The sequence below is a fragment of the Desertivirga brevis genome (assembly GCF_017355835.1).
The window spans coordinates 1,351,184-1,372,774 of record NZ_JAFEWF010000001.1 but is presented as its reverse complement, the minus strand read 5'-3'; the positions used below and the strand labels follow the sequence as shown (position 1 = coordinate 1,372,774).

19 protein-coding genes are annotated in these 21,591 nt (G+C 40.2%); 7 read left to right on the top strand and 12 right to left on the bottom strand.

The features are described from left to right. Window positions 1-28: 28 nt before the first annotated feature. The 8 genes from J4N25_RS06000 to J4N25_RS05965 all read right to left on the bottom strand — a co-directional run bounded on the left by J4N25_RS06000 (window position 29) and on the right by J4N25_RS05965 (window position 9,582). Window positions 29-1,192, bottom strand: a complete 1,164-nt coding sequence (locus J4N25_RS06000; protein WP_207421234.1) for a hypothetical protein — start codon at window positions 1,190-1,192, stop codon at window positions 29-31. Between the two features lie 7 nt (window positions 1,193-1,199). After that, complete coding sequence (locus tag J4N25_RS05995) at window positions 1,200-2,444, bottom strand: YaiO family outer membrane beta-barrel protein (protein ID WP_207421233.1); 1,245 nt, start codon at window positions 2,442-2,444, stop codon at window positions 1,200-1,202. Window positions 2,445-2,453: 9 nt separating this feature from the next. Next, window positions 2,454-4,505: an LTA synthase family protein gene (locus J4N25_RS05990; protein ID WP_207421232.1), complete on the bottom strand. Its 2,052-nt coding sequence runs from the start codon at window positions 4,503-4,505 to the stop codon at window positions 2,454-2,456. A gap of 1 nt (window position 4,506) precedes the next feature. Further along, window positions 4,507-5,934, bottom strand: a complete 1,428-nt coding sequence (locus tag J4N25_RS05985; protein WP_207421231.1) for a glycosyltransferase family 2 protein — start codon at window positions 5,932-5,934, stop codon at window positions 4,507-4,509. Next, the gene (locus tag J4N25_RS05980) at window positions 5,931-7,043 is read right to left on the bottom strand and encodes a HEAT repeat domain-containing protein (RefSeq protein ID WP_207421230.1); all 1,113 of its coding nucleotides are present in this window, start codon (window positions 7,041-7,043) and stop codon (window positions 5,931-5,933) included. The genes J4N25_RS05985 and J4N25_RS05980 overlap by 4 nt, the downstream gene beginning before the upstream one ends. A gap of 13 nt (window positions 7,044-7,056) precedes the next feature. After that, on the bottom strand, window positions 7,057-7,422 hold the full coding sequence (locus J4N25_RS05975) for a response regulator transcription factor (RefSeq protein WP_207421229.1): 366 nt from the start codon (window positions 7,420-7,422) through the stop codon (window positions 7,057-7,059). A 214-nt stretch (window positions 7,423-7,636) separates the two neighbouring features. Continuing rightward, window positions 7,637-8,911: a NupC/NupG family nucleoside CNT transporter gene (locus J4N25_RS05970; protein WP_207421228.1), complete on the bottom strand. Its 1,275-nt coding sequence runs from the start codon at window positions 8,909-8,911 to the stop codon at window positions 7,637-7,639. A gap of 74 nt (window positions 8,912-8,985) precedes the next feature. Next, complete coding sequence (locus J4N25_RS05965; protein WP_207421227.1) at window positions 8,986-9,582, bottom strand: bifunctional nuclease family protein; 597 nt, start codon at window positions 9,580-9,582, stop codon at window positions 8,986-8,988. A gap of 443 nt (window positions 9,583-10,025) precedes the next feature. Between J4N25_RS05965 and J4N25_RS05960 the strand changes: the two genes are divergently transcribed. Both J4N25_RS05960 and chrA read left to right on the top strand, forming a co-directional pair. Continuing rightward, window positions 10,026-10,361: a heme biosynthesis protein HemY gene (locus J4N25_RS05960; RefSeq protein WP_207421226.1), complete on the top strand. Its 336-nt coding sequence runs from the start codon at window positions 10,026-10,028 to the stop codon at window positions 10,359-10,361. Continuing rightward, complete coding sequence (gene chrA / locus J4N25_RS05955; protein WP_369410827.1) at window positions 10,361-11,560, top strand: chromate efflux transporter; 1,200 nt, start codon at window positions 10,361-10,363, stop codon at window positions 11,558-11,560. Before J4N25_RS05960 ends, chrA begins: the two co-directional genes overlap by 1 nt. Window positions 11,561-11,627: 67 nt before the next feature. On the opposite strand, the gene dnaB is transcribed toward chrA, so the two are convergent. Next, window positions 11,628-13,211 carry a replicative DNA helicase gene (gene dnaB / locus J4N25_RS05950; RefSeq protein WP_207421225.1) on the bottom strand — a complete coding sequence of 528 codons (1,584 nt, stop codon included), beginning with the start codon at window positions 13,209-13,211 and terminating at the stop codon, window positions 11,628-11,630. 407 nt (window positions 13,212-13,618) lie between these two features. On the opposite strand from dnaB, the gene rlmB reads away from it, so the two are divergent. Both rlmB and J4N25_RS05940 read left to right on the top strand, forming a co-directional pair. Continuing rightward, window positions 13,619-14,386 carry a 23S rRNA (guanosine(2251)-2'-O)-methyltransferase RlmB gene (gene rlmB, locus J4N25_RS05945; protein ID WP_207421224.1) on the top strand — a complete coding sequence of 256 codons (768 nt, stop codon included), beginning with the start codon at window positions 13,619-13,621 and terminating at the stop codon, window positions 14,384-14,386. A 1-nt stretch (window position 14,387) separates the two neighbouring features. Continuing rightward, a complete protein-coding gene (locus J4N25_RS05940; RefSeq protein WP_207421223.1) occupies window positions 14,388-14,954 on the top strand; it encodes a UbiX family flavin prenyltransferase in 567 nt (188 codons plus the stop codon). Window positions 14,955-15,146: 192 nt separating this feature from the next. Here the strand turns inward: J4N25_RS05940 and J4N25_RS05935 are convergent, their stop codons facing one another. Next, complete coding sequence (locus J4N25_RS05935) at window positions 15,147-16,370, bottom strand: CHASE3 domain-containing protein (protein WP_207421222.1); 1,224 nt, start codon at window positions 16,368-16,370, stop codon at window positions 15,147-15,149. Window positions 16,371-16,559: 189 nt separating this feature from the next. Here J4N25_RS05935 and J4N25_RS05930 point away from each other — a divergent pair, with 189 nt between their 5' ends. Beyond that, window positions 16,560-17,474: a pirin family protein gene (locus J4N25_RS05930; protein WP_207421221.1), complete on the top strand. Its 915-nt coding sequence runs from the start codon at window positions 16,560-16,562 to the stop codon at window positions 17,472-17,474. A gap of 71 nt (window positions 17,475-17,545) precedes the next feature. On the opposite strand, the gene J4N25_RS05925 is transcribed toward J4N25_RS05930, so the two are convergent. Continuing rightward, complete coding sequence (locus J4N25_RS05925) at window positions 17,546-18,547, bottom strand: YihY/virulence factor BrkB family protein (protein ID WP_207421220.1); 1,002 nt, start codon at window positions 18,545-18,547, stop codon at window positions 17,546-17,548. Between the two features lie 128 nt (window positions 18,548-18,675). On the opposite strand from J4N25_RS05925, the gene J4N25_RS05920 reads away from it, so the two are divergent. Next, window positions 18,676-20,157 carry a sodium:solute symporter gene (locus J4N25_RS05920; protein WP_207421219.1) on the top strand — a complete coding sequence of 494 codons (1,482 nt, stop codon included), beginning with the start codon at window positions 18,676-18,678 and terminating at the stop codon, window positions 20,155-20,157. Window positions 20,158-20,165: 8 nt separating this feature from the next. Further along, on the top strand, window positions 20,166-20,870 hold the full coding sequence (locus J4N25_RS05915) for an LOG family protein (RefSeq protein ID WP_207421218.1): 705 nt from the start codon (window positions 20,166-20,168) through the stop codon (window positions 20,868-20,870). Window positions 20,871-20,951: 81 nt separating this feature from the next. Here the strand turns inward: J4N25_RS05915 and J4N25_RS05910 are convergent, their stop codons facing one another. Next, window positions 20,952-21,386 (bottom strand): nuclear transport factor 2 family protein, encoded by a 435-nt coding sequence (locus tag J4N25_RS05910; protein WP_207421217.1) that lies wholly within the window; start codon window positions 21,384-21,386, stop codon window positions 20,952-20,954. Window positions 21,387-21,591 lie beyond the last annotated feature (205 nt).

Here is a 21,591-nt window from a genome sequence, read left to right as displayed (position 1 = left end):
GATGCTTTTAATTCAGCTGTTTAAAAATCTAGTTTTTATTTCTCAATGAAGAGTAATACTCCCCCAAAATCCTATCCATCATGGGATAATAAAAGCGCCAGAAAAACCCTGATCTGTCCTCTTTATTGTCGGAATTATAAAACAGCCCGCTGAAAAAGTTTACTCCCTTGAAGTAAGAACTTGTCATTGAAATCGGATTATCGCAGAAATCTCCTGAGAAGTAGTAGAATTGATAGTCGGCACCCTTATGGTATATAACTGCTGGAATGTTTGAAGGAATACCATGCTGCTTCAATTCCTGGCGTCCTTTAGAGGTCATATTGATCTCAAAATTTGCGGCAGTTGTATTTATTTTAGGATCGGGAATAATAATATCGAACCAGAAAGGATAATTAATAAGGTCTGGTAAGCCTAACATTTCTTTTCCGGCCGCCATTGATCTAATATACGTCATGGGGTCAGAAAGATGAATACCTTCTTCCAAAATTACTACTTTATCTTCCGAACTAACGAATGCAACTCCAGCCTTTCTAAAAGGCCAGTTTCCTTGATGATCACGTTTGTAGTTGTTGATCAACCATCGTGGAAGTTCTTTATCCTTAATGGTATCCAAAACAGGAAAGTACCGGGCAGTCCATCCAGACCAACGCATTCCAAACATAGATTCAAAATCAGAGCGTATCTGATCAGGGGTTGGAGAACCTATTGTGTTGAACTCCGTTAGGATCAACTTGTGTTTGTCCTTCATTAATTTAAGATAATCAATGTCACGCTGACTCATTCCCCCATAAACAAGCCCCGATCGCTCTGTGCTTTGTTCACTTGTGTACCATTCATTTTTGTAAATACCATAGGTGTCTGTGAAGTACGTAAGATCAGTATCATCGCTAAGTTGATCAAGATTTTCCAAGGAATATCGCTCCAGGCCCTTCAGTTCATATTGATATTCCTGCTTAGGAAAGAATCCGAAATAGTCATGTTTGGCATTATACAGCTTGGTCTGAGTTTTTGTAAAACGGTTATTATTTAATAGCCAGGAGAAGCTAGCATGCTCTTGGCCCTTATTGGTTAACACTGTTTTATCAACAATAGCTGCAACCAGTTTCTTCTTGGGCGTGAGAATCCATGCGAGCCACATCCATAGTGGGATAAGCACTATAATCAGAATAATTACATATAATGCCCGTTTCATACTATAATTAAAAGCGTTTTTGATAACCTAAGCTCATTGTTATTTGGTTCCCTTTTGTGTCTCTCCTATATTCCTGTATCTGCCATGTTGCATTTAAAGTAAGCACATTCCCTTTATTGAATAAATGCCGGTAGGAACCGGAGATATTGTTTGAGCGGAGTTTATAACTAGTGTTAAGCAAAATATTATTGCTGGTTTCATCGGGTGAAATACCCGTGCCTGCACTCAAACTGAAAAAATCATCAGCCCCTCCATAGTAGTAGCGAAAGGTAAGCGCATAGGACTGAGAAATATTACTCTCTGAAGGGGTAAGGTAAGTCCTGAAATTAATCCAGTAATTTTTGATGTACTTCCCTGCAGAAAGTGTATAAACTGTAGTATTATCAGTAAAATGCAGAAACCGTATTCCCGCTTCAGCTTCAAAAGAAGCAGGAAGGTTCGCATAGAGAGAAAACCCCGCCCGGTATTTTGGAAATACACCTACATTCCCTGAGTAGGCCGCTCCTAGGTAAGCATAGAATGTTTTTGAAATACTAGGGTACGCTTCTAGTTCTACCTGTGTTCCGTTCTCTGAAAACCGATTGGCGTAGTTTAGACGGGCCGTTATAGATCCTATAGGTGTTTGGCGACCATAATCAATACTTGCAAGATGCCAGGGATCCGAAAATTGTTTATCAAAGTGTACGAAGTCGTATCCAACTCCAATCCTGTTTTTGGAACTATTTTCTTTAAGGCGTTCAGCAAGGGCTCTTGCTTCTGTGTTTTTAGGATCTTTCTTTAATAAAGAATTTACCGTACTGCTTGCTTCTGTTGGCTTGCCCAGATCATTCAATATCTTTGCTTTAAGGAGCAGGAGGTCCCTGGAGTTAGGTGTAGTACTTAAGCCATTTTCTGCAATCGAAAGAGCCTTATTAGAATTATTATTCCAGTACTCAAGACTAGCATAGGCAAAGGAGGCGTCTTCATGCCCTGGTTTATGCTGCAATACAGTTTCGAAAACTGCGCGTGCGCTATCCGGTTTATCATTCCATGTATATAATCTTCCTAAAAAAACCTGAATGTCGGTATAATCAGGACTTTGTTTAAGCGCTCTTTTAGATAATGCAATCGCTGCGTTATAGTCTTTTTGATCAAAAGCAGCCTGCCTTGCCATCTGAAAAAGCGAGTCGGATGAAAGTTTCTCCTGCGCATGAGTCTGATATTCGATAGCAAACAGAAGGGAGGCAATTAAAATTAAATATTTTCTGATCATAAACGCGTCTTAGTTTTTTTTAGGATAGTAAACCCGATAAATAGAATCAGGAACGAGACTTTTTTGAGTAACTATCTTATTGTTTTTACTCTTAAACTCGTTAAACTGGCTGCTTAATCTGGTCAGGATCTTTTTATCTTGTACCGTTTCTTCTACCATGTTATTGGACATCTTGTATACTGTTTGTTGGTTCAAATGATATTCTCCGGAAATGAAATCGTTAAATGATGTCTTGGTTTGCATTAAAGGGACAGAATGGATATTTCTGAATGCCCGGCTGGTATCAAGTCCTCTCCCTATCCAGGTCGTTGATGAAGGACTTTTAACCTGGTAATCCTGTTTCAGGTAACTAAGCAAACTTGGAGCGATATCAAAGTGAGTTGACACTGATTCAATCGTTGCTGTTCTGCTTAGCAAAGGAGAATAGATAATAAAAGGCACGTGATACCGGTCTATTTTCGAACTCATCGGAATTTCAGGCATCCGGTGATCTCCGGTTATCAAAAAGATAGTATTGTTAAAATCAGGGCGTTTTTTATATTGGTCAATAAAGCTCTTTAGAGCGTCGTCGGTATAAAGTATACTTGCGTATTGATATTTGTAAGCCTGGTATTCCTTGATTTGATCACTATTCAGGTTCAGCTTCTGGAAGTGCCTGTCTAATACCTTAAAGTACTTGTTTTGCTCGGTAAGAAGGAAAGGGCTATGGGAGGCGACTGAAAGAAGGACACTAAATTGTGGCGAGGCCTGATTTGCTGGTCGTGAGTTCAGAAACCATCTGTACAAGTCCTTGTCTGTATATCCCCAGCTGAACCCGTTTTGCTCAGGCAGTTTCGAATAGCCAGAAGGGAAGCTATGAATGTCGTTAAGCTCATCCAATTGGTTCCCCTTAAGAAATACGTCCATTTTATCGAAACGCGAATCTCCTCCGTAGTAGAAGGAAGTGTGGTAGCCAGAACTCTTTAAGATCGTCAGGAGTGAAAGATGTCGCGGTGCCTTTGTCCCCAGTTCTAAAAATCCATTTTTATGAAAAGGTAAAGAGCCCAGGATTGAGGGCAAAGCGGCAAAAGTACGTCCGCCAGTACTCAGGAAGTTAGAAAAGTATACGCTCTTCTTCGACAAGGAATCAAGGAACGGAGTGAAACTCCCGAGATAAGCACCTTCATTACTAAAAGCCCTACCCAATCCTTCCACAAGCACAATAACAATATTGGGTTTTTTGTTGCTTTTTTTGAAAAATGGAGACAATACGTTTGAGCTGTCCTGAGTATGGAGAAATGGAAAATTTTTTCGGTCTATGTACGTAAAATCCTTCAATCCGTTTTTTTGCGAATCGTTGTACATCCCGAGATAACCATCTTCGTAAATATCCGTCTCATCATCCACATTAATGAAATGTTTACCAATTTCCGTATAAAAAAAGTCCGATTTATTTACAACCAGGTTGTTCGTGTAATCGGAGGAAAAAGCCGCAAAATAGAACGTTGACGAGATGCCAGTAAGCAGGAAAATAAAGGACAGTGAAGGAAGTATTAAGGAAATTAATTTGGAAGGTCGTAAAACAGTGTACAACCGGTAAAGAACCGCTAAAATGACAATTACATTAATGAGGAAAAAGGAAATTGAGAGTATCGAAAAAGCGCCAGCCGAGCCAAGAGTTTGAAAGATCTCCTCGCTTGAGTATCCAAGAATATCAGCACCAAGAGGGATCAATGCTTCTGAAAAATATTTCATTAAAGCGATCTCTATTAATGTTACCAATGTAAAAACTACGATAAGAACATAGTTGGCCAACCTAGATGAGAACTGGTAGATTAATGTATGCAATACCCAGAAGAAGAATTGAAATTTAATCCATGCAATTATACTGTTGGCAAGCCCAGCTAACAGAGATAAAATGAATGGCTGCGGAAACTGGTGCAGTATCCCGTTGTATATGAATTCAAATATTCTGATGACGAAAATAATCACCAATAGTGTAAGCGATATGGCAGCAAAGTCTATGCACCCCTGGTAAAATTTTTCCCATCCCTTATTTGGCATATTGTTCTTCAAACCCATATTAACTTGTTTTAGGCTTCGCAAAACCTTGTCTTGTCATTTCCCCCCAGGAGTTCTTCTTTTGTATCAGATCAATATTGCCTTTAATTGCAGCCCATACTACAAAGGGGTGAAAAATAAAGGGCTCGGCAATAGCAGTCAGTATCAATTTAAAGATATCCCTGGTTCTATTATACTGATTATAAGTGATTACTTCAATGAAGATGGCGAACATTGAGTACAAAAGTCCGAAGCTTAAAATGAAGGCAAGTAACGAGAAGAACACACCCCAGTCGATTAAGCCAAACATGGCAAAAATGAAGAGGGCTAAAAAACCCACAAATTCTATGATAGGCGCTAAGAACTCGAAAAAGAACCAGTAAGGGTAAGATACAAGTCCAAGGAAACCATATTTAGGATTGAAGAACATTTTACGATGGAACCACAAGGTCTCAATAGTGCCGCGAGTCCATCTGTTCCTTTGGCGCCCCAAGATCTTGAAAGAGTTGGGCGCTTCCGTCCAGCAGAGCGGATCAGGGATATAGGTAACCTTGTAAGGCTCGCCAAGTTCTTCCATATACCGGCGCATTCTAACTACCAGCTCCATATCCTCTCCCACGGTTTTATGGTTGTACCCGCCGCATTTTATTACAATGTCCTTGTCAAACGCTCCGAAAGCACCAGAAATAAGTAGGAGGCCATTCATCCTGCTCCAAGCCATCCTTCCAAGTAAAAATGCCCTAATGTATTCCAGTGTTTGCATCCGGGGTATAAAGCTCTCCGGAAGATTGATCTTTAAGATCTTGCCGTTTTTAACTATACAGTCGTTAACGATCCTCACTACGCCTCCTGATGCTATTACCCGTTTTCCAGGGTGCTCCATAAAAGGCTTAGCCATTTTAAGCAATGCATCTTGTTCAAGTATACAATCTACATCAATGCAAACAATGTAATCTTTAGAGGCAATATTAATTCCGACATTCAGCGCATCAGCTTTTCCACCGTTTTCCTTATCTACAACGATCAACTTCTTGTATACCGGATTGTGGCTCTTGTATACCCCACGAACCTTCTTCGTGGCAATCTGCTCATTGACGAAATGATCCGTTTTATACAGGTTGTAACCTTGAATAAGCTTTTCCAGGCAATCATCCTTGCTGCCGTCATTTATCACAATTAGCTCCAGGTTATTATAATGAATGGAAAGTAGCGATCTTACATTTTCGATAATTGTATTCCCTTCGTTATAAGCTGGGGCAAGGATACTAAGACCGGGAAGCTGCTCAGAAGATGCTAATACACGATAATCTGTAAACATGTTCTTTCTTAGGTGGTCCCTCGTTATGCCAACAGAATAAAGGGCGATGAATACGTAAGATGACAGGAGAGACACCGAATACAGCAATATTCCGTACGTGAAAAAATCAACTATAAATGTTTGCCAGCTCATTCCTTAACTTCTCCTTTTATTTGTTGTATAATTTCCCTCCAGGGATGCTCCATGCTTACTTTTCCAGTCTCAAGATATTCTATTCCTGCCATCTTCGCGATAGCACGTCCGGCAGCTAGTCTTATCTCATTTTGTTCTGTTATAAATTCTCTTTCCAGAAAAGGGAGTTCATTTTCTGTTCCTATATCTTGCAGCACTTCCAGAATAGCAAGCTGGTTTCTGAGTCCTTCTCCGTCATATAGCTTTACTAAATTTGCAGCTGTGTTTTCATCAAAGATCTCCTTAAGGGTTCTTATCGCATGATATCTTACTTCGGCAGAAGGGTGCACCAGGCATAATGCTACCCGGTCATGCAGCTCGAAGTGATGAAAGCGCGCGGCAAGCTTTAAAGAAAAAATTACAACTGAATTGTTAGAAGAACCTATCCATTTTCTGATATACTCAGAAGCGTTCTGTTCTACATCGCCAAGTTGGTTGATCAATTGTATCTGCTGCCAGTCTGATAATGGATAAGTTAAAAAATCAAGGAAGTTTAGGCCAGTAAGCCCTGAAAATTTAACAACGGCGTTTTGAGCTTCCATTCGCACTTGCTCATTGCTGTGATTAGTGAGTTCAAAGATCAGATCAAATGAACTGCTTTGCCCCATTTCTGCTAACTCCTGAATTCCCAAGGCTTTCAAATACCATTTACGGCTCACAAGTTTCTGGTACGAATCATTATTCAGGTTGCATTCCTGATATAATAATTGAAGATTATTAGCTGCTACCCCAGAAAAGTTTCTCTTGGCTTTTACAAGCTCTTCAATAAGCAGATAGCGAAAGGTTTTTATTTTTAGGAACTTCCCGGCTCCAGAAGTTAGACTTCCTGCAAACTCCTGATCTTCATTGAACAACATCCGCTGTATTAACAGGTCTGTTATTCGTGATAAACGTTTTCTTAACCGTTCCCGCCTGTTTTTGATAACTAATGTGATCAAGATGTAAACCAGCAACGACGTCATCAGTACCAGCAGAAAAATAACTGCCTTAATCAAACTGTGTGTTTCTGAACTTAGGAAAGAGCTAGCGGCAGGAAAGTGTATAGATATAGTGATTGATGAATGATCCATGGGAGCGGATTATTTATTTCACTGCATTCGCAAACATAAATCTTCTCACTCTTACAATCAGTTCATTAGGACTAAATGGTTTGGTGATATAGTCATCCACGCCCAGTTTAAACGCTTCCAGTACAACATTTTCTTGCCCCATTCCTGAAAGTACAATAATAGGAGTGTTAGATTTTTGTCTTACGGCACCAGCAATTTCAAGCCCTGAAGAATAGGGCATCATTATGTCGGTTATTATGAGATCAGGGGAGTTTTCCTCAATTTTTTCTAATGCCTCCATACCATCTTTAGAGCAGATCACTTGGTGACCGTCTTTTTTTAATCGGTATTCCAGAGTCTTAAGCATTAGTAAGTCGTCTTCGGCAATAAGAATCTTCATTATGGTATCTGTTTCAATAAAACGACGAAAGCTTTATTCATACATGCGCTAACCAAACCACTACTTTCGGCGATGAGTACAACATCCCTTATTACGGGTATTTAAAAAGAATGTTACCCTCACTACTAATATTGTCTTTAGTATATTATAATAAAGGTTTTTAGGCGGGAAAAGTTTCCTGCGTAAAAACCTTTACATTGTTTTTAAATTCATTTTATAGCATTATTCCTGCGATGGTAGCGGAAAGGTACGATGCTAAGGTGCCACAAATAAGTGCTTTAACTCCTAATTTGGCTAAGTCAGCCCTTCTTTCTGGAGCCAATTCACCTATACCTCCAACCTGGATAGCAATTGAACTAAAGTTGGCAAAGCCGCATAGGGCGAAACTTGTAATTATTAACGTTTTGGGATCGATAGAGCCTTTAACCTTTGCAAGGTCAAGATAAGCGACAAATTCATTGATAACCATCTTTGTCCCCATCAACGACCCTGCAGTCTGAATATCTTTACCCGGAACACCCATTGCCCATGCAAATACGGAGAACAGGCTACCCAGGATCTGGTTTAAACTCAAATGATTTATGTCAATACCGATAAAAGTTAAAGAAAGCCCAAGGTGGCCAAGACCAATGCCGATCCAACCCAAAATATAATCCAACAGTGCGATAATGGCGATGAAACCGATAAGCATTGCAATAACATTTAAACCCACCTTTAACCCATCGCTTGCTCCGTGAGAGATCGCATCTACAAGGTTTGCATTCGTTTTTTTGATTTCAAGGGAAACTTTACCTTTCGTTTCTGATACTTCTGTTTCTGGCCAAACGATTTTAGAAATAACCAAAGCTGCAGGAGCGGCCATAATACTGGCGGCGATCAAGTATTCGGCAGGAACACCGAGGGCAATATAAACTGCCATCACGCCTCCTGCAATACAAGCCATGCTTCCTGCCATAGATGCGAGGAGCTCCGACATGGTCATACCCCTTAAGTAAGGTTTTATCATGATTTGTGCTTCTACCTGACCCACAAATGCGCTCGCTACGTTCGATAAGGCCTCTGCTCCTGAAACGCCCATTAGCTTATAGACAATGAAAGCGAAGAATTTCACTACTCTTTGCATAATACCAAGGTAGTAAGCTACGCTTACCAGAACCGCTACAAAGATAATGGTGGGGATAATGCTGAAAAAGAATACAAATTCATTACCTACTCCAAAGGCTTTTCCCATGTAATCGCGATTTACCAAAGGCCCGAAAACAAAAGACGCACCAGCCTGCGAAAAATCAAGCACTTTAGTTACAGCGGCTCCAAGCCAGGCAAAGATCGTTTTACCCACCGGAACTTTTAAAATAAAAACGGCGAGCAGAATTTGAATGGCAAAACCCGTAATTACCAGGCGGTAATTTATAGCCTTGCGGTTATTTGACATAAGAAAAGCAATGGCAAAAATCAAGATAATGCCCAACAGACCCGTAAATCTCTCCATGAATTGAACAAATAATTAATGTGTAGCGTGAAAGTATGGAAAAGGTTCGGGTTTAATCTATATTGTTTGAATTTTTATAATGCGTTGCGTTTAGTCAGTTCGTCTCTTATACTTGCGGCTTTCTCGTAAGCTTCTTCCGCAAGCGCTTGTTGCAGCTTCTCTTTCAATTCATCGTCTGTTAATGAAGCGTAACTTCCTTGGGAGCTAGGTGATTTTTCTTCAGTTGGTGATTCGATGTTTTCAAGGAATACGAAGTCGTTACCTTCTATCATTATTCCAGCAGTGGCTAAAATAAATTCATAAGTATGTATAGGACATTCAAAGCGTACTGCCAATGCAATGGCGTCAGAAGTACGGGCATCAATTTCAGTGGTTTTCTTGCCGTCGTTACAAATCAGTTTAGCATAGAAAATGCCATCTACAAGATTATAGATGATTACTTCTTCAATATTGATATTAAAAGATTGAGCAAAGGATTTAAAAAGATCGTGAGTTAAGGGACGACTTGGGGTCATCTTTTCAATTTCGATTGCAATAGCCTGTGCCTCAAATCCACCAATAATAATAGGTAGACGTCTTCTTCCATTTACTTCACCTAGAACCAGGGCATAAGCTCCGGATTGTGTTTGACTATATGATAAACCTACTATGTCTAATTTTATTTTCTTCATGATAGTTTTAAGCCTTCACGGCTTTAACCTGTTGCTTTTAATTCTTTAATTTTCTATCAATTTTGGAACCACTTATAAATGTGTCACCACTTATTATTCCTAAATCCCGTAACTGATATTTAGTTTTTATTTTTTGTAATGGGTGTCACATTTGATTTTCAGCTAACCTTTGTTTAAACTAAGGAAGCATTACTTAACAAATTTAACATCAGTTTGCAGCGATTTCCAGTTTCATTCTATCCCTCTTGGTAATGATCCTGCAAATCCTGATGCACAATTACATTAAAAAATTAAAAGGCAGATGTTTCATACCCCGTATTTTTTGCAAACTTACGGAAAATTTTGCCTTTGAAATTTAACTGTACAAAATATAAAAATTATAGTACTTTGCCTAACCATTGAAAAGCGGGCTTTAAAAGGCCTTTTTTATTGAAATACAGCAAATGAGTGTAAATCGTTTAGAGAAGTTACAAGAGTTCCTTCGAAATGAACCCAATGATCCATTCCTGAAATATGCATTGGCTACAGAGTATTTATCTGCAAATGACACCGAAAAAGCGCTAAGCTATTTCGAGGATTTGAAAGTGAATCACGAAAACTATGTGGGCACATATTACCACCTGGGAAGGCTCTATGAAAAGTTGGGCCGCAAAGACGATGCTATAATTACTTACCAGAAAGGTATGCAGGTTGCGAGAGCCGTACGTGATAATCATGCGCTAAGTGAACTGCAAACAGTCTATAATTCTGCAATGGGCCTGGATTACGAAGACGACTAGTGACAGCAAAGCAGTTTCTTTTTATACGCGATGCTACCCTGTTCACGCTTACTGCATTCGGAGGAGCGCAGGCTCACATCGGCATTATGTTGAAAGATTTTGTAAAGAGGAGGCACTATATAACGGAGGAGGAGTTATTGGAGCTAAATGCTCTGACTCAGGTTCTTCCAGGCCCTTCCTCAACCCAAACCTTGATCGGTATCGCCTACAAAGTAGGAGGGGTATGGTTGTCTATTCTTACATTTTTTATTTGGATCACACCTTCTGCAGCTGCTCTGTCCCTCATTGCTATTTTTTATGAGCAGCTGGGTGAAAACGGCCGGTTTAGTCATATTCTAACTTATGTTAAGCCTATTGCTGTTGGGATAGTAGGGTTTGCAGCCTATTCTCTCGCTCAAACAGTTATAAAATCAAAGGTATCTCTATGGTTAGCCATCGCCGCAGTTATTGTAACGCTTATACTTAAGAATGCTTACGTTTTCCCGATGCTTATCTTGATGGGAGGGATCATATCATCGGCTACAGAGGCCAGTGCCGAAGAAACAGAGATCCGGGTGAAGCTATTTTCAAGTATCAATAAGAACAAAGTGCTATACTTTCTGGGAATCCTGTTGCTGTTTGCCATCCTTGGTGCCATAATCAACAAAACATCTCCATTTAGTTTGCCTATCCGTTTGTTTGAAAACTTCTATCGTAATGGAGCTTTGATATTTGGAGGAGGGCATGTACTTGTTCCCCTGATGTTCACGGAGTTTGTGGAGATGAAGCATTATTTAACAGCAAATGAGTTTTTAACTGGCTATGCTATCCAGCAGGCTTTGCCAGGGCCTACATTTTCATTCACATCCTTTTTAGGTTCAATGACGATGAAAAATGCCGGCGAAAGTATAGGTGGGCAGATTATAGGAAGCCTGGTGGCAACCTTAGGTATTAATCTTCCTGGTTTTATATTAGTGCTATTTTTTGTGCCTTTTTGGAACGACTTGAAAAAGATAGGACGAATTAAGAAATCTCTGTCAGGGATCAACGCCGTAGCGGTAGGCTTCATTGTGGCAGCTTTTATTTTCCTGCTTCAGCCTTTGGGTTTAAATCCCATGTCCATTGGAATTGTAGTATCAACATTCCTTGTATTAAATTATACAAGGGTAAGTACTCCAATTCTAATTATTGCTGGTTTAATACTGGGAATATATTTTTAGTTAAGGTGTAGTCTAAATACCCATCAGCCCTTCTTCGATATCAGAAGAGCTGGTGGGTTCCTATTAATTAAAATGGCGGTTCTTCATCCATTTCATCCATACGAGAAGGACGAATAATGAAGGGTTTGTCGAAATCTTCAGACGGAGCCATTCCGGCAAAAGGATTTGCAGGCGCTCCGCTTCCCCCTATTGTTCCTGGCATTCCGCCTCCGAAATCTTCCTCCAGGTCGGCAAACTTAACATACTTACCAATGAATCGAAGTGGAACAGTCCCGGTCTCACCATGACGGTGTTTCGCGATGATTACCTCACCCACACCTGCTGTAGATCTACCTTCTTCATCCTCCGTTAATCCGTAATATTCCGGACGGAATAGGAAAAGTACCATATCGGCATCCTGCTCAATAGATCCAGATTCACGTAAGTCGGAAAGCATTGGTTTCTTACTGGCACCGGGACGGCTTTCAACGGCACGACTTAACTGAGAAAGTGCCAGAACCGCAACGTTCAACTCTTTTGCTACAGATTTCAGGGCACGGGAAATACTACCAATTTCCTGCTCACGGTTTCCTCCGCCTTTTCCTTCCGCTTTACCATGCATTAACTGAAGGTAGTCAATGATGATTAATTGAATGTCATACTGTGCTTTTAAACGCCGGCATTTTGCCCTGAATTCGAAAATATTAAGAGCAGGGGTATCGTCAATAAATAAAGGGGCTTCTGTAAGATTTCCTATCTTAGAATGCAATTGCTGCCATTCCCATTCTGCAAGATTTCCTTTACGGAGTTTCTCCTGCTCAATCTCAGCTTCACCGGATATAAGACGATTTACCAACTGTACCGAGGACATTTCCAGAGAGAAAACTACTACAGGCTTCCCAAATTGTACGGCAGCATTACGGGCACAACTTAAAACGAAGGCTGTTTTACCCATCGCTGGACGGGCTGCAATGATCACAAGGTCAGAGGGCTGCCATCCGGAAGTTACCCGGTCGAGGCCGGTGAAGCCGGAAGGAATACCTGTTAGTCCATCAGTTTTATCGCGAAGTTTCTCAAGAGCCTCAAGTGATTCCCTTACAATGTCATCCATTTTACGTGAATCACGACGAAGGTTATTCTGTGCAATGTCGAATAAGTTTTTTTCGGCATGATCCAGAAGATCAAAAATGTCCGTCGTGTCTTCGTAAGCATTAGTGATGATTTCGGAAGAAATCCTTATCAGTTCTCGCTGAATGTACTTTTGAGAAATGATCCGTGCGTGATATTCAATATTTGCAGCAGAAACTACACGGTTGGTAAGCTCTGTGATATAATAAGCACCACCGATCAGTTCCAGTTCTCCCTGATTCCGTAATTGGGAAGTAACAGTTAGAATATCAATGGGCGACGATTTCTGAAAAAGCTGATGGATTGCAGCGAAGATCTTCTGGTGACTATCTTTATAAAAAACTTCAGGCTTTAAAATGTCAATTACCGCAGAGAGAGCATCCTTCTCCAGCATTAATGCTCCTAGTACTGCTTCTTCCAGGTCGATAGCTTGTGGAGGAAGCTTTCCCATACCACTGGCTATTGTCGTCAGGCGTGCTCTACGATCATTTCCCGTGCCTGCTCTCTTTGAAGAATTGTAATTGGTATCCTTGTCCGAACTCATTCTACAAAGTTAAACATAAGCGGCTCTACTCCGAAAAGACTTTGTGAACAGGGCTAATTTGCCACCTATAAATTGTGTGGAAAAAATCCTCTTTGTTTTAACATTTATATGTGGATAAGGTGTGGATATAGCAGAAAAGCAATGAACTACAATCTGTGAAGCAGTGTTAATAACTTTTATTCATGTTAATAATGCAATAAATTACTGTCTCTTAACTGACAATTAGAAAGACATACCTTCATGAGCAGAAACGCACCAACGGAGGATGAAAGTTGCCTGAAGGTTCTGACCTTAAAAACTTAGCGAAGCGATCTCGTTGAGGCTGCTAAAAAACAATTACTTATCTCAATAAAACAATTAGACTTTCAGAAAAAAATATCAGTACTTTGTGGCCAAAAATTTTTTAAATGATTAATCATCCTCAGAGGCCAAAAAAAGAAGCAAACCAAATGGTGTTTGGTATCCGCGCAGTTATTGAAGCAATAAAAAGTGGGAAGGATATCGAAGCTATTTATGTTCAACGAGGTTTAGGTGGCGGGTTGTTGCTTGAACTGAAGGCCTTGTTAAAGGATACGGCGATATCTTATCAACTGGTTCCGGTTGAAAAACTAAACAGGATAACAACGAAGAATCATCAGGGAGTTATAGGCGTGATTTCTCCTGTCACCTACCAGAAAATTGAGAACATTATTCCTGAGATCTATGAAAGGGGAGAGACACCTCTGATTCTGCTTTTAGACGGCATTACCGATGTGAGAAATTTAGGAGCTATAGCCCGTACAGCCGAATGTGCTGGCGTCCATGCTATTATTGTTCCATCTAAAGGATCTGCCCAGATAAATCCTGATGCTATAAAAACGTCTGCAGGGGCACTCTTTAAGGTTCCTGTATGTAGACATGATAGTTTGCTTAAAACTGCAAAATTCCTGCAAGAGTCGGGACTTCAGTTGGTCGCATGCACAGAGAAAACAAACGAATACCTTTATACTCCCGACTATTCTATGCCTACTGCCATTGTGATGGGATCAGAAGAGGATGGAATATCAGACGAACTGATAAGGATATCTGAGCATCTGGCAAAGATCCCAATGTTTGGTGAAATTTCATCACTCAATGTTTCGGTATCCGCTGGCATAATTTTGTATGAAGCAGTAAGACAAAGAGGAGGCTTCTAAATTGAAACGGAAAATAGTTATAGCAGTTACAGGCGCTAGCGGGGCGATCTATGCAAAGCTGCTTCTTGACAAGCTTGTAAACCTGGAAGACCAGCTGGATCAGGTAGCTGTTGTAATGTCTGATAACGCAAAACAAGTATGGGAATTTGAGTTAGACGAGGCTACTTATAAGAAGTACCCCTTCAAGTTCTATGAAAAGAGCAATTTTATGGCTCCTTTTGCCAGCGGTTCTGCTAAGTATGATACCATGATAATCATTCCATGTTCTATGGGAACCTTAGGAAGAATTGCATCAGGTATTTCCAATGATCTAACCACCCGGGCAGCCGATGTTATCCTTAAGGAGAGACGCAAACTTATATTGGTAGTTAGAGATACCCCTTTTAGTTTAATTCATATTAATAATCTTAAAACTCTAACAGAGGCGGGAGGAATCATTTGTCCGGCTGTACCTTCTTTTTATAGTAAACCTAAAACGATTGAAGAGCTAGCTTCTACTGTCGTAAGCAGGGTGCTGGATCTCGCCGGTCTGGACCTACCTTCTTACAGATGGGGTGAAACGGAATAAAAAAAGGAAGCAACATGGGGTCACCTCCCTTAAAAAAATTACACAATCAAAAACTTCACCTTATATTTATATAAGTGTGTTGTGTTCTGATTGTGATCCTTTACGATAAAAGTTATCAAGGGTTTCTTGTTTTTTGATATAAGTTGTTGATATATATTGCTTTGTATATTTTTCTATACATTCATTAGCTCTTTATATTGCTTCCTCTGCAAACATACCTGCATTCTCCAGAAGGGTTTGAAACTGCGACCTTGCCTGTACACTATTGATCGCTACAGCGATATTATGCGACACTCTTTCAATAAATATTACTGTAGTCTCGGGCATATCAAAAAAACCTATCTCCATTACACCTTTAAGTTCTCCTTCAAATAATACCGGTTGAATTAGCATTGTGCGAGGCGTACTTTCCCCTAAAGCTGATTTAATTGTGAGGTATCCAGAAGGAACGTTGTGAAGAATGAATTGCTCTTTACCAGTAGCCACTCGTCCTACTAATCCGTCTTCAGTCGCTATTTCTATATTGTAATGGTCAGAATCAAAGGCGTACCCTGACATTAACTGCAGATTATTCCTCTCATTCAAAGTATAAATAGCACCGATACTAGCGTTAGTGTATAAACAAACGCTTTTGATAATGGCGTCACACAGCTCTCCAAGGTCTCTTTTCCCTCTCATTGCCTCATCTATAACCGTGCTTCCTTTAAGCAGCCAGTTCTGGCTTTTATTTTCCTCCGAGATGTTTTTTAATTGCTGATTGGTTTCGAGTAGATTGTCCTCTACTTGCTTACGTTTTTTAAAGCTCGCCCTTATATACTGAAACATCAGTAGGAATAGACTTATAATAATCGCACTGCCAATTACAAAAACGATTAAGGTTTCCGTAACATTCTTTTCGCTGGCTTTTCTTTTTGCAGCAAGGTCTACAGTTTCTTCGAATTTTATCGCTTCAATAAGGCCTTGAATATGGACGATGGTTCGATCAGACAAGAGATCAGCTTTTGCCTTATCATAGTCTTTCGAATTAATGCTCCAAAGAATTCTGCTCATTACGTATAGCTTCTGGGACACCTGAAGTTTCAAAGAATCGACAAGGTTAATTTGGGCCGGATTGTCCTCAACTAGCAACCTTAAGCGGTCGACTGAAGGGTTTATTTTACTTAAATTCTCATTATAAGCATCCAGGTAATAGCTATCACCTGTCGCCGTTAAACCCCTTACACTACTTTCTGCCTGAACTATGTTAATTAAAACCTGGTTGGTAAACTTCAGTACTTCCTGACTCCGGTCAACAGCACGGCTGTCGTTTTGGAGCTCCCGGATCCTGTTATAGGCTGTTAATGCTCCTGAAAAAATAAAAAGCAGAGTAATTATAAAACCTGTTAAAACCTGCTGTTGAAATGAAAAACGTGGCATAAATCGATACTTGAAAGCCAGCCAAAGAGATGCTTTAGTAGATGCAACAAAACTAGCCCTGTAGTTTTAAATTTATGTTAAGAGAAGGTTAATACTAGGAGAGGTCGCTCTGTTTATGATTTTTTTTATTTCGAAAATTGAGATTGTAGACAAAAAGTAGTAATTAGCTTTACTTTAAAATTGAGTATTATGCTTGATATAGTTATCGAAGCCCGTAAAGCTTCTATTGCTCCTGGAATGGAGGTTCGTCGTATACTACCTTTCCGGTTAAAAAGAATGGTGGGTCCCTTTATATTTATGGATCATGCAGGTCCTGTTGATATAGCACCGGAACTGATGCCGTCCATAGATGTATTACCTCATCCCCACATTGGCTTGTCTACTGTGAGTTATTTGCTAGGTGGCCAGGTTACCCATCGGGACAGCCTTGGAGTAGAACAGATCATCCGGCCAGGAGAAGTTAACTGGATGACGGCGGGAAGCGGAATATCTCATTCAGAACGTTTTGAGGATCCTGCTGTTCTTGCAAGTGGTAAATTGGAATTACTTCAAACTTGGGTTGCACTACCGGAAAAAGACGAGGAATGTACGCCGGCATTTAATAATTATCAACCAGAGCAGCTTCCCGTATTTACCGACACTGGTGTCTGGATGCGCCTGATTGCTGGTAACGCTTACGGACTTAAGAATGATGTTAAAACACATTCTCCTTTATTTTACATTCACGTCGAGTTGCAAAAGGATGCTCGTTTTGGCTTGCCTCCTGAACATAGTGAGAGAGGCGTATACGTGGCGAAAGGGTCTATTGAAGTGAATGGACAAATATATCTTCCGGGACAAATGCTGGTGTATACAAAGGGAGTCGATCCGGTAATCATTGCCAAAGAGCCTTCAACCTTGATGTTATTAGGAGGAGAGCCCCTGGGCGAACGCTTTATCTGGTGGAATTTTGTTTCCTCAAGGAAAGAAAGGATTGAACAAGCCAAAGAGGATTGGAAGCAGGGTCGGATATTATTGCCGCCAACGGATAACCATGAATTTATTCCTTTGCCTGAAGATAAATCCAGGCCTTCTGCTCCCCCTGCCCCTGAAGCAATGTCGTGATCAGTTGAAAATGCTAAATATAAAAACGGGAGCTCCATGAGGTCCCCGTTTTTATATAGCTGATCAGCTTACTACTCTGTAGCCAACCCACGGTTCCCCTGACCGTTAAATCCGCGTCTTTCCGACTGCTCCCTTTCCTGTTTATGACGGTTATATTCCTTCAGTACTTCGTAATCATCTTCGATCCGGATCGCATTGTCGTTGGGCTCTATGCTGTGTCCATAACGTTTCGCGTAAACCTGGGTAAACTCAGCTCCGAAAAATAAGATAATGCATGAGTAAGAAACCCAAAGTAGTACAAGGATTACAGAACCAGCTGCGCCATACGTCGAGGCAGGCTTAGCCATCTCAAAATATAGAGCGAGCGCAAATTTACCAAGCACAAAGAGCAGGGCTGTAATTGCTGCTCCAACCCAAACACTTTTCCATTCAATTTTTACATCGGGAAGGAAACGAAACAGAAGAGCAAATAGCAGGGTGATAATAGCAAATGTGACAAGGAAATTAATCACATAAAAAATATAAAGGATGATATCAGGCATTCGGGCGGCTACAAAGTCGCTAACAGCGGTCAATCCAGCAGTTAATACCAGTGAAATTAAAAGCAGGAACCCTATTGCAAGTATAACACCGAACGAAGTAGCTCTTGTTTTCAATAAGGTTTTAAAACCTGATTTCTTTGGATCGGCCTTCACTTCCCAAACTCTGTTTAATGATTTTTGGAGGGCTACAAATACTCCTGTGGCACCAAAAAGCAAGGTAGCAATCCCTATCGCTAGTGCAATTCCGTTATTTCCCTGTTGGTAAGAATTGGCGATCATTTCCTGAATCTGTTTGGCGGCGTCCTGGCCTATCACTCCACCGATCTGCCCTGAAAGTTGGTTCTGTACTGCCTCTTGTCCAAAAACACTTCCAGCTATAGTGATGATTATTATTAAAAGAGCAGGTAGTGAAAAGATTGAATAGTAAGCGACAATTGCACTTAGATCAAAAGGTTCATCATCCATCCATTCCTTATAGGTCTCCTTGAAAAGCGAAGGAACATCGCGTATTTTAAATTTCTCAGTAGTCATAGTTGTAGATGTTTGTTGCTCTATGACGTTTCAAAAAGGATGCCTGATTTACTTTCCCCCAACTTATTTCCTTGCTACTTTCAACATAAATCACCTTAATACGTATATATTAGAGTTTTCAAATACGTATGTCGCCAATAGTACTTCTATCGTTCATCATAGGATATTTTCTCCTCCTAATAGTTGTAGCACACTTCACTTCCCGGAACTCGTCTGATAATTCCTCATTCTTTATAGCTAACAGAAATTCCAAGTGGTACCTGGTGGCCTTTGGAATGATCGGAACCGCCTTATCTGGGGTAACCTTCATATCAGTGCCTGGGGCAGTGGGAAAAACCAGCTTCGGTTACTTTCAGTTCGTGCTGGGAAATGCAGTAGGCTTCGTATTGATCGCTACGGTGCTGCTTCCATTATACTACCGGATGCATCTAGTGTCCATTTATACTTATCTCGAAAAGAGGCTTGGCTTTTGGAGTTATAAGTCGGGGGCGATGATCTTTCTTATCTCCCGGACTATCGGATCGGCTTTCCGCCTTTACTTGGTAGCTATCGTTTTACAGAAATTCATTTTCGATGCCTGGGGTATTCCTTTTGCGGTAACTATTATCATATGTTTGCTTTTGATCTGGTTATATACCTATAGGGGCGGTTTGAAAACTATCATTATAACAGATACACTACAAACCGTTTTCCTGCTGTCTTCGGTGGTCCTTAGCATTTATTTCATTTCAAAAAGTCTTAATTTAACAATCGGTGAAACTTTCGAAGCTGTTAAAAACAGCAGTTATTCGAAGATCTTTTTCTGGGAGGATTTCCTGGGGAGTAAAAGTCATTTTTTGAAGCAATTCCTGGGGGGAATTTTTGTTACTGTTGCCATGACCGGCCTGGACCAAGATCTGATGCAGAAAAATTTAAGCTGTAAGAACATTGGCGAGGCACAAAAGAACATGTTAACCTTTACCTCGATCTTTGTAGTGATCAACCTGTTTTTCCTTAGTGTGGGTGCACTTTTGTATATGTTTGCGGCAAAGAATAATATTGACACGGCCTCCTTTGCAACACCAGATCATCTCTTCCCTGAAATTGCCCTTAACCATCTGAATATTATTCCTGCCATAATTTTCATGTTAGGTTTAACAGCAGCAACATTTGCCACCACCGATTCTGCACTTACTGCGTTAACTACCTCTTTTTGTGTAGACTTCCTTAATTTTAACAAAGAGACAAATCAAAATTCTCCAAAACTTGTTCGTACAAGGCATATAGTTCATATTGCATTTTCGTTTTTAATGCTTCTGGTGATCCTCGTATTTAAGGTCATTAATGACGATTCTGTAGTAAATGCTATATTTAAAGCGGCAGGGTATACATACGGCCCACTGTTGGGACTTTTTACCTTTGGAATGATAACGAAAAGGGATGTTGCAGATAAATTAGTTCCTTTTATCTGTATACTTTCACCAGCTCTTTGTTTCTTATTAGATTCAAATTCTGCTGCGTGGTTGGGCTATGTGATTGGGTTTGAATTGATCATTTACAATGGCTTGATAACTTTTCTTTTGTTGTTGTTTACAAGTAAGCCCGGTACCAATTTAACACATCATATTTAATTGAAATTATGACAGGTGACGACAAAATAAGAAGCGCGTTCGAAAATCAGGACTGGCAGGAAATCAAAGTAACGGATTCCTGGCAGATATTCAAGATCATGGCCGAATTTGTGGAAGGCTTTGAAAAGCTGTCAAAGATTGGTCCTTGTGTGTCAATCTTTGGTTCGGCACGTACAACTCAGGATAATAAATATTACAAGATCGCTGAAGACATAGCCCGCTTATTAACCGATAGGGGTTATGGAGTGATTTCAGGAGGTGGGCCAGGAATTATGGAAGCTGCCAATAAAGGGGCCTATGAAAATGGTGGAAAATCTGTAGGGCTAAATATTGAACTTCCATTTGAGCAGTTTCATAATAAGTATATTGACAGAGATAAAATGCTCGAGTTCGATTACTTTTTCGTTCGTAAAGTAATGTTCATGAAGTACTCACAAGGGTTTATTGTCTTACCCGGAGGCTTTGGAACCATGGACGAAATGTTTGAAGCAATTACGCTGATCCAGACAGGGAAAATTGCAAGATTCCCTATTGTACTTGTTGGATCAGATTATTGGAGAGGATTACTGGACTGGGTTGAGAATCACATGCTGGATGCGAAGAATATCAGCCCGGAAGATTTAAACTTGTATTCCTTGGTGGATACTGCCGAGGAAGCTGCAGAGCAGATCTTTACCTTCTATAATAAGTACGTATTGAAACCGAACTTTTAGAAAAAGCTTATTAAAACAAGAAAGCCGTCTCAATATTCATTGGACGGCTTTGTTTATATAGAACCAGTTTATAGTGTGTTATTAGTAAATCGAAGTTGAGATATTAGTGATACGCCACCCTTTAGCTGTGTTGGCCAGGCTTACAACATTCACTTTACTAAAGCCATCATAGTTCATGCTTATCTTTACAACAGCCTGAGTTGGATTCATTTCAAGGAATTTATAATCAGTGCTGCAGTTTTGCTCGGCGTTCTCGGTGAATTTCAGAGATCCTAAAATATCTGATTTACCATAGCTCTCGATCTTATTGTTCCTGGTGGTTGTCATTTTTACGTCGTTGTCAAATATTTCGGAGATACCCTTTACTTCTCCGTGACTGATGGCATTTATATATCTTTTAATTGTATAGTCCATCAATAGCTTTTCACTTTTCTTAGTATCATCATTATCATTTGCAAATGCACTTGAAGTAAAGATGATCAATAGGGCAGCTGTAAGAGTTTTTAAAGTTTTCATTGTCTGTAGTTTATAGAGTGATTTTTAATATTTATTTCTTTCTTGATGAATCAAAGGTATACCGTATACCAGCATGATGAAATGCTAATTAGGTTGACAAAATGGAGTTCTCGGTGGAGAGGGTGAAATCTCCGGTGAAATTCCCCAGGTTCAATTTTACCGCTCCTGAAAAGCAGAAGGGGGATATTGACCGAAGTCCTTTTGA

Bases quoted from the DNA above. Each gene is read 5' to 3' on its own strand.
- J4N25_RS06000 (WP_207421234.1), bottom strand. From the start codon at position 1,192: ATGAAACGGGCATTATATGTAATTATTCTGATTATAGTGCTTATCCCA.
- J4N25_RS05995 (WP_207421233.1), bottom strand. From the start codon at position 2,444: ATGATCAGAAAATATTTAATTTTAATTGCCTCCCTTCTGTTTGCTATC.
- J4N25_RS05990 (WP_207421232.1), bottom strand. From the start codon at position 4,505: ATGGGTTTGAAGAACAATATGCCAAATAAGGGATGGGAAAAATTTTAC.
- J4N25_RS05985 (WP_207421231.1), bottom strand. From the start codon at position 5,934: ATGAGCTGGCAAACATTTATAGTTGATTTTTTCACGTACGGAATATTG.
- J4N25_RS05980 (WP_207421230.1), bottom strand. From the start codon at position 7,043: ATGGATCATTCATCAATCACTATATCTATACACTTTCCTGCCGCTAGC.
- J4N25_RS05975 (WP_207421229.1), bottom strand. From the start codon at position 7,422: ATGAAGATTCTTATTGCCGAAGACGACTTACTAATGCTTAAGACTCTG.
- J4N25_RS05970 (WP_207421228.1), bottom strand. From the start codon at position 8,911: ATGGAGAGATTTACGGGTCTGTTGGGCATTATCTTGATTTTTGCCATT.
- J4N25_RS05965 (WP_207421227.1), bottom strand. From the start codon at position 9,582: ATGAAGAAAATAAAATTAGACATAGTAGGTTTATCATATAGTCAAACA.
- J4N25_RS05960 (WP_207421226.1), top strand. From the start codon at position 10,026: ATGAGTGTAAATCGTTTAGAGAAGTTACAAGAGTTCCTTCGAAATGAA.
- dnaB (WP_207421225.1), bottom strand. From the start codon at position 13,211: ATGAGTTCGGACAAGGATACCAATTACAATTCTTCAAAGAGAGCAGGC.
- rlmB (WP_207421224.1), top strand. From the start codon at position 13,619: ATGATTAATCATCCTCAGAGGCCAAAAAAAGAAGCAAACCAAATGGTG.
- J4N25_RS05935 (WP_207421222.1), bottom strand. From the start codon at position 16,370: ATGCCACGTTTTTCATTTCAACAGCAGGTTTTAACAGGTTTTATAATT.
- J4N25_RS05930 (WP_207421221.1), top strand. From the start codon at position 16,560: ATGCTTGATATAGTTATCGAAGCCCGTAAAGCTTCTATTGCTCCTGGA.
- J4N25_RS05925 (WP_207421220.1), bottom strand. From the start codon at position 18,547: ATGACTACTGAGAAATTTAAAATACGCGATGTTCCTTCGCTTTTCAAG.
- J4N25_RS05920 (WP_207421219.1), top strand. From the start codon at position 18,676: ATGTCGCCAATAGTACTTCTATCGTTCATCATAGGATATTTTCTCCTC.
- J4N25_RS05915 (WP_207421218.1), top strand. From the start codon at position 20,166: ATGACAGGTGACGACAAAATAAGAAGCGCGTTCGAAAATCAGGACTGG.
- J4N25_RS05910 (WP_207421217.1), bottom strand. From the start codon at position 21,386: ATGAAAACTTTAAAAACTCTTACAGCTGCCCTATTGATCATCTTTACT.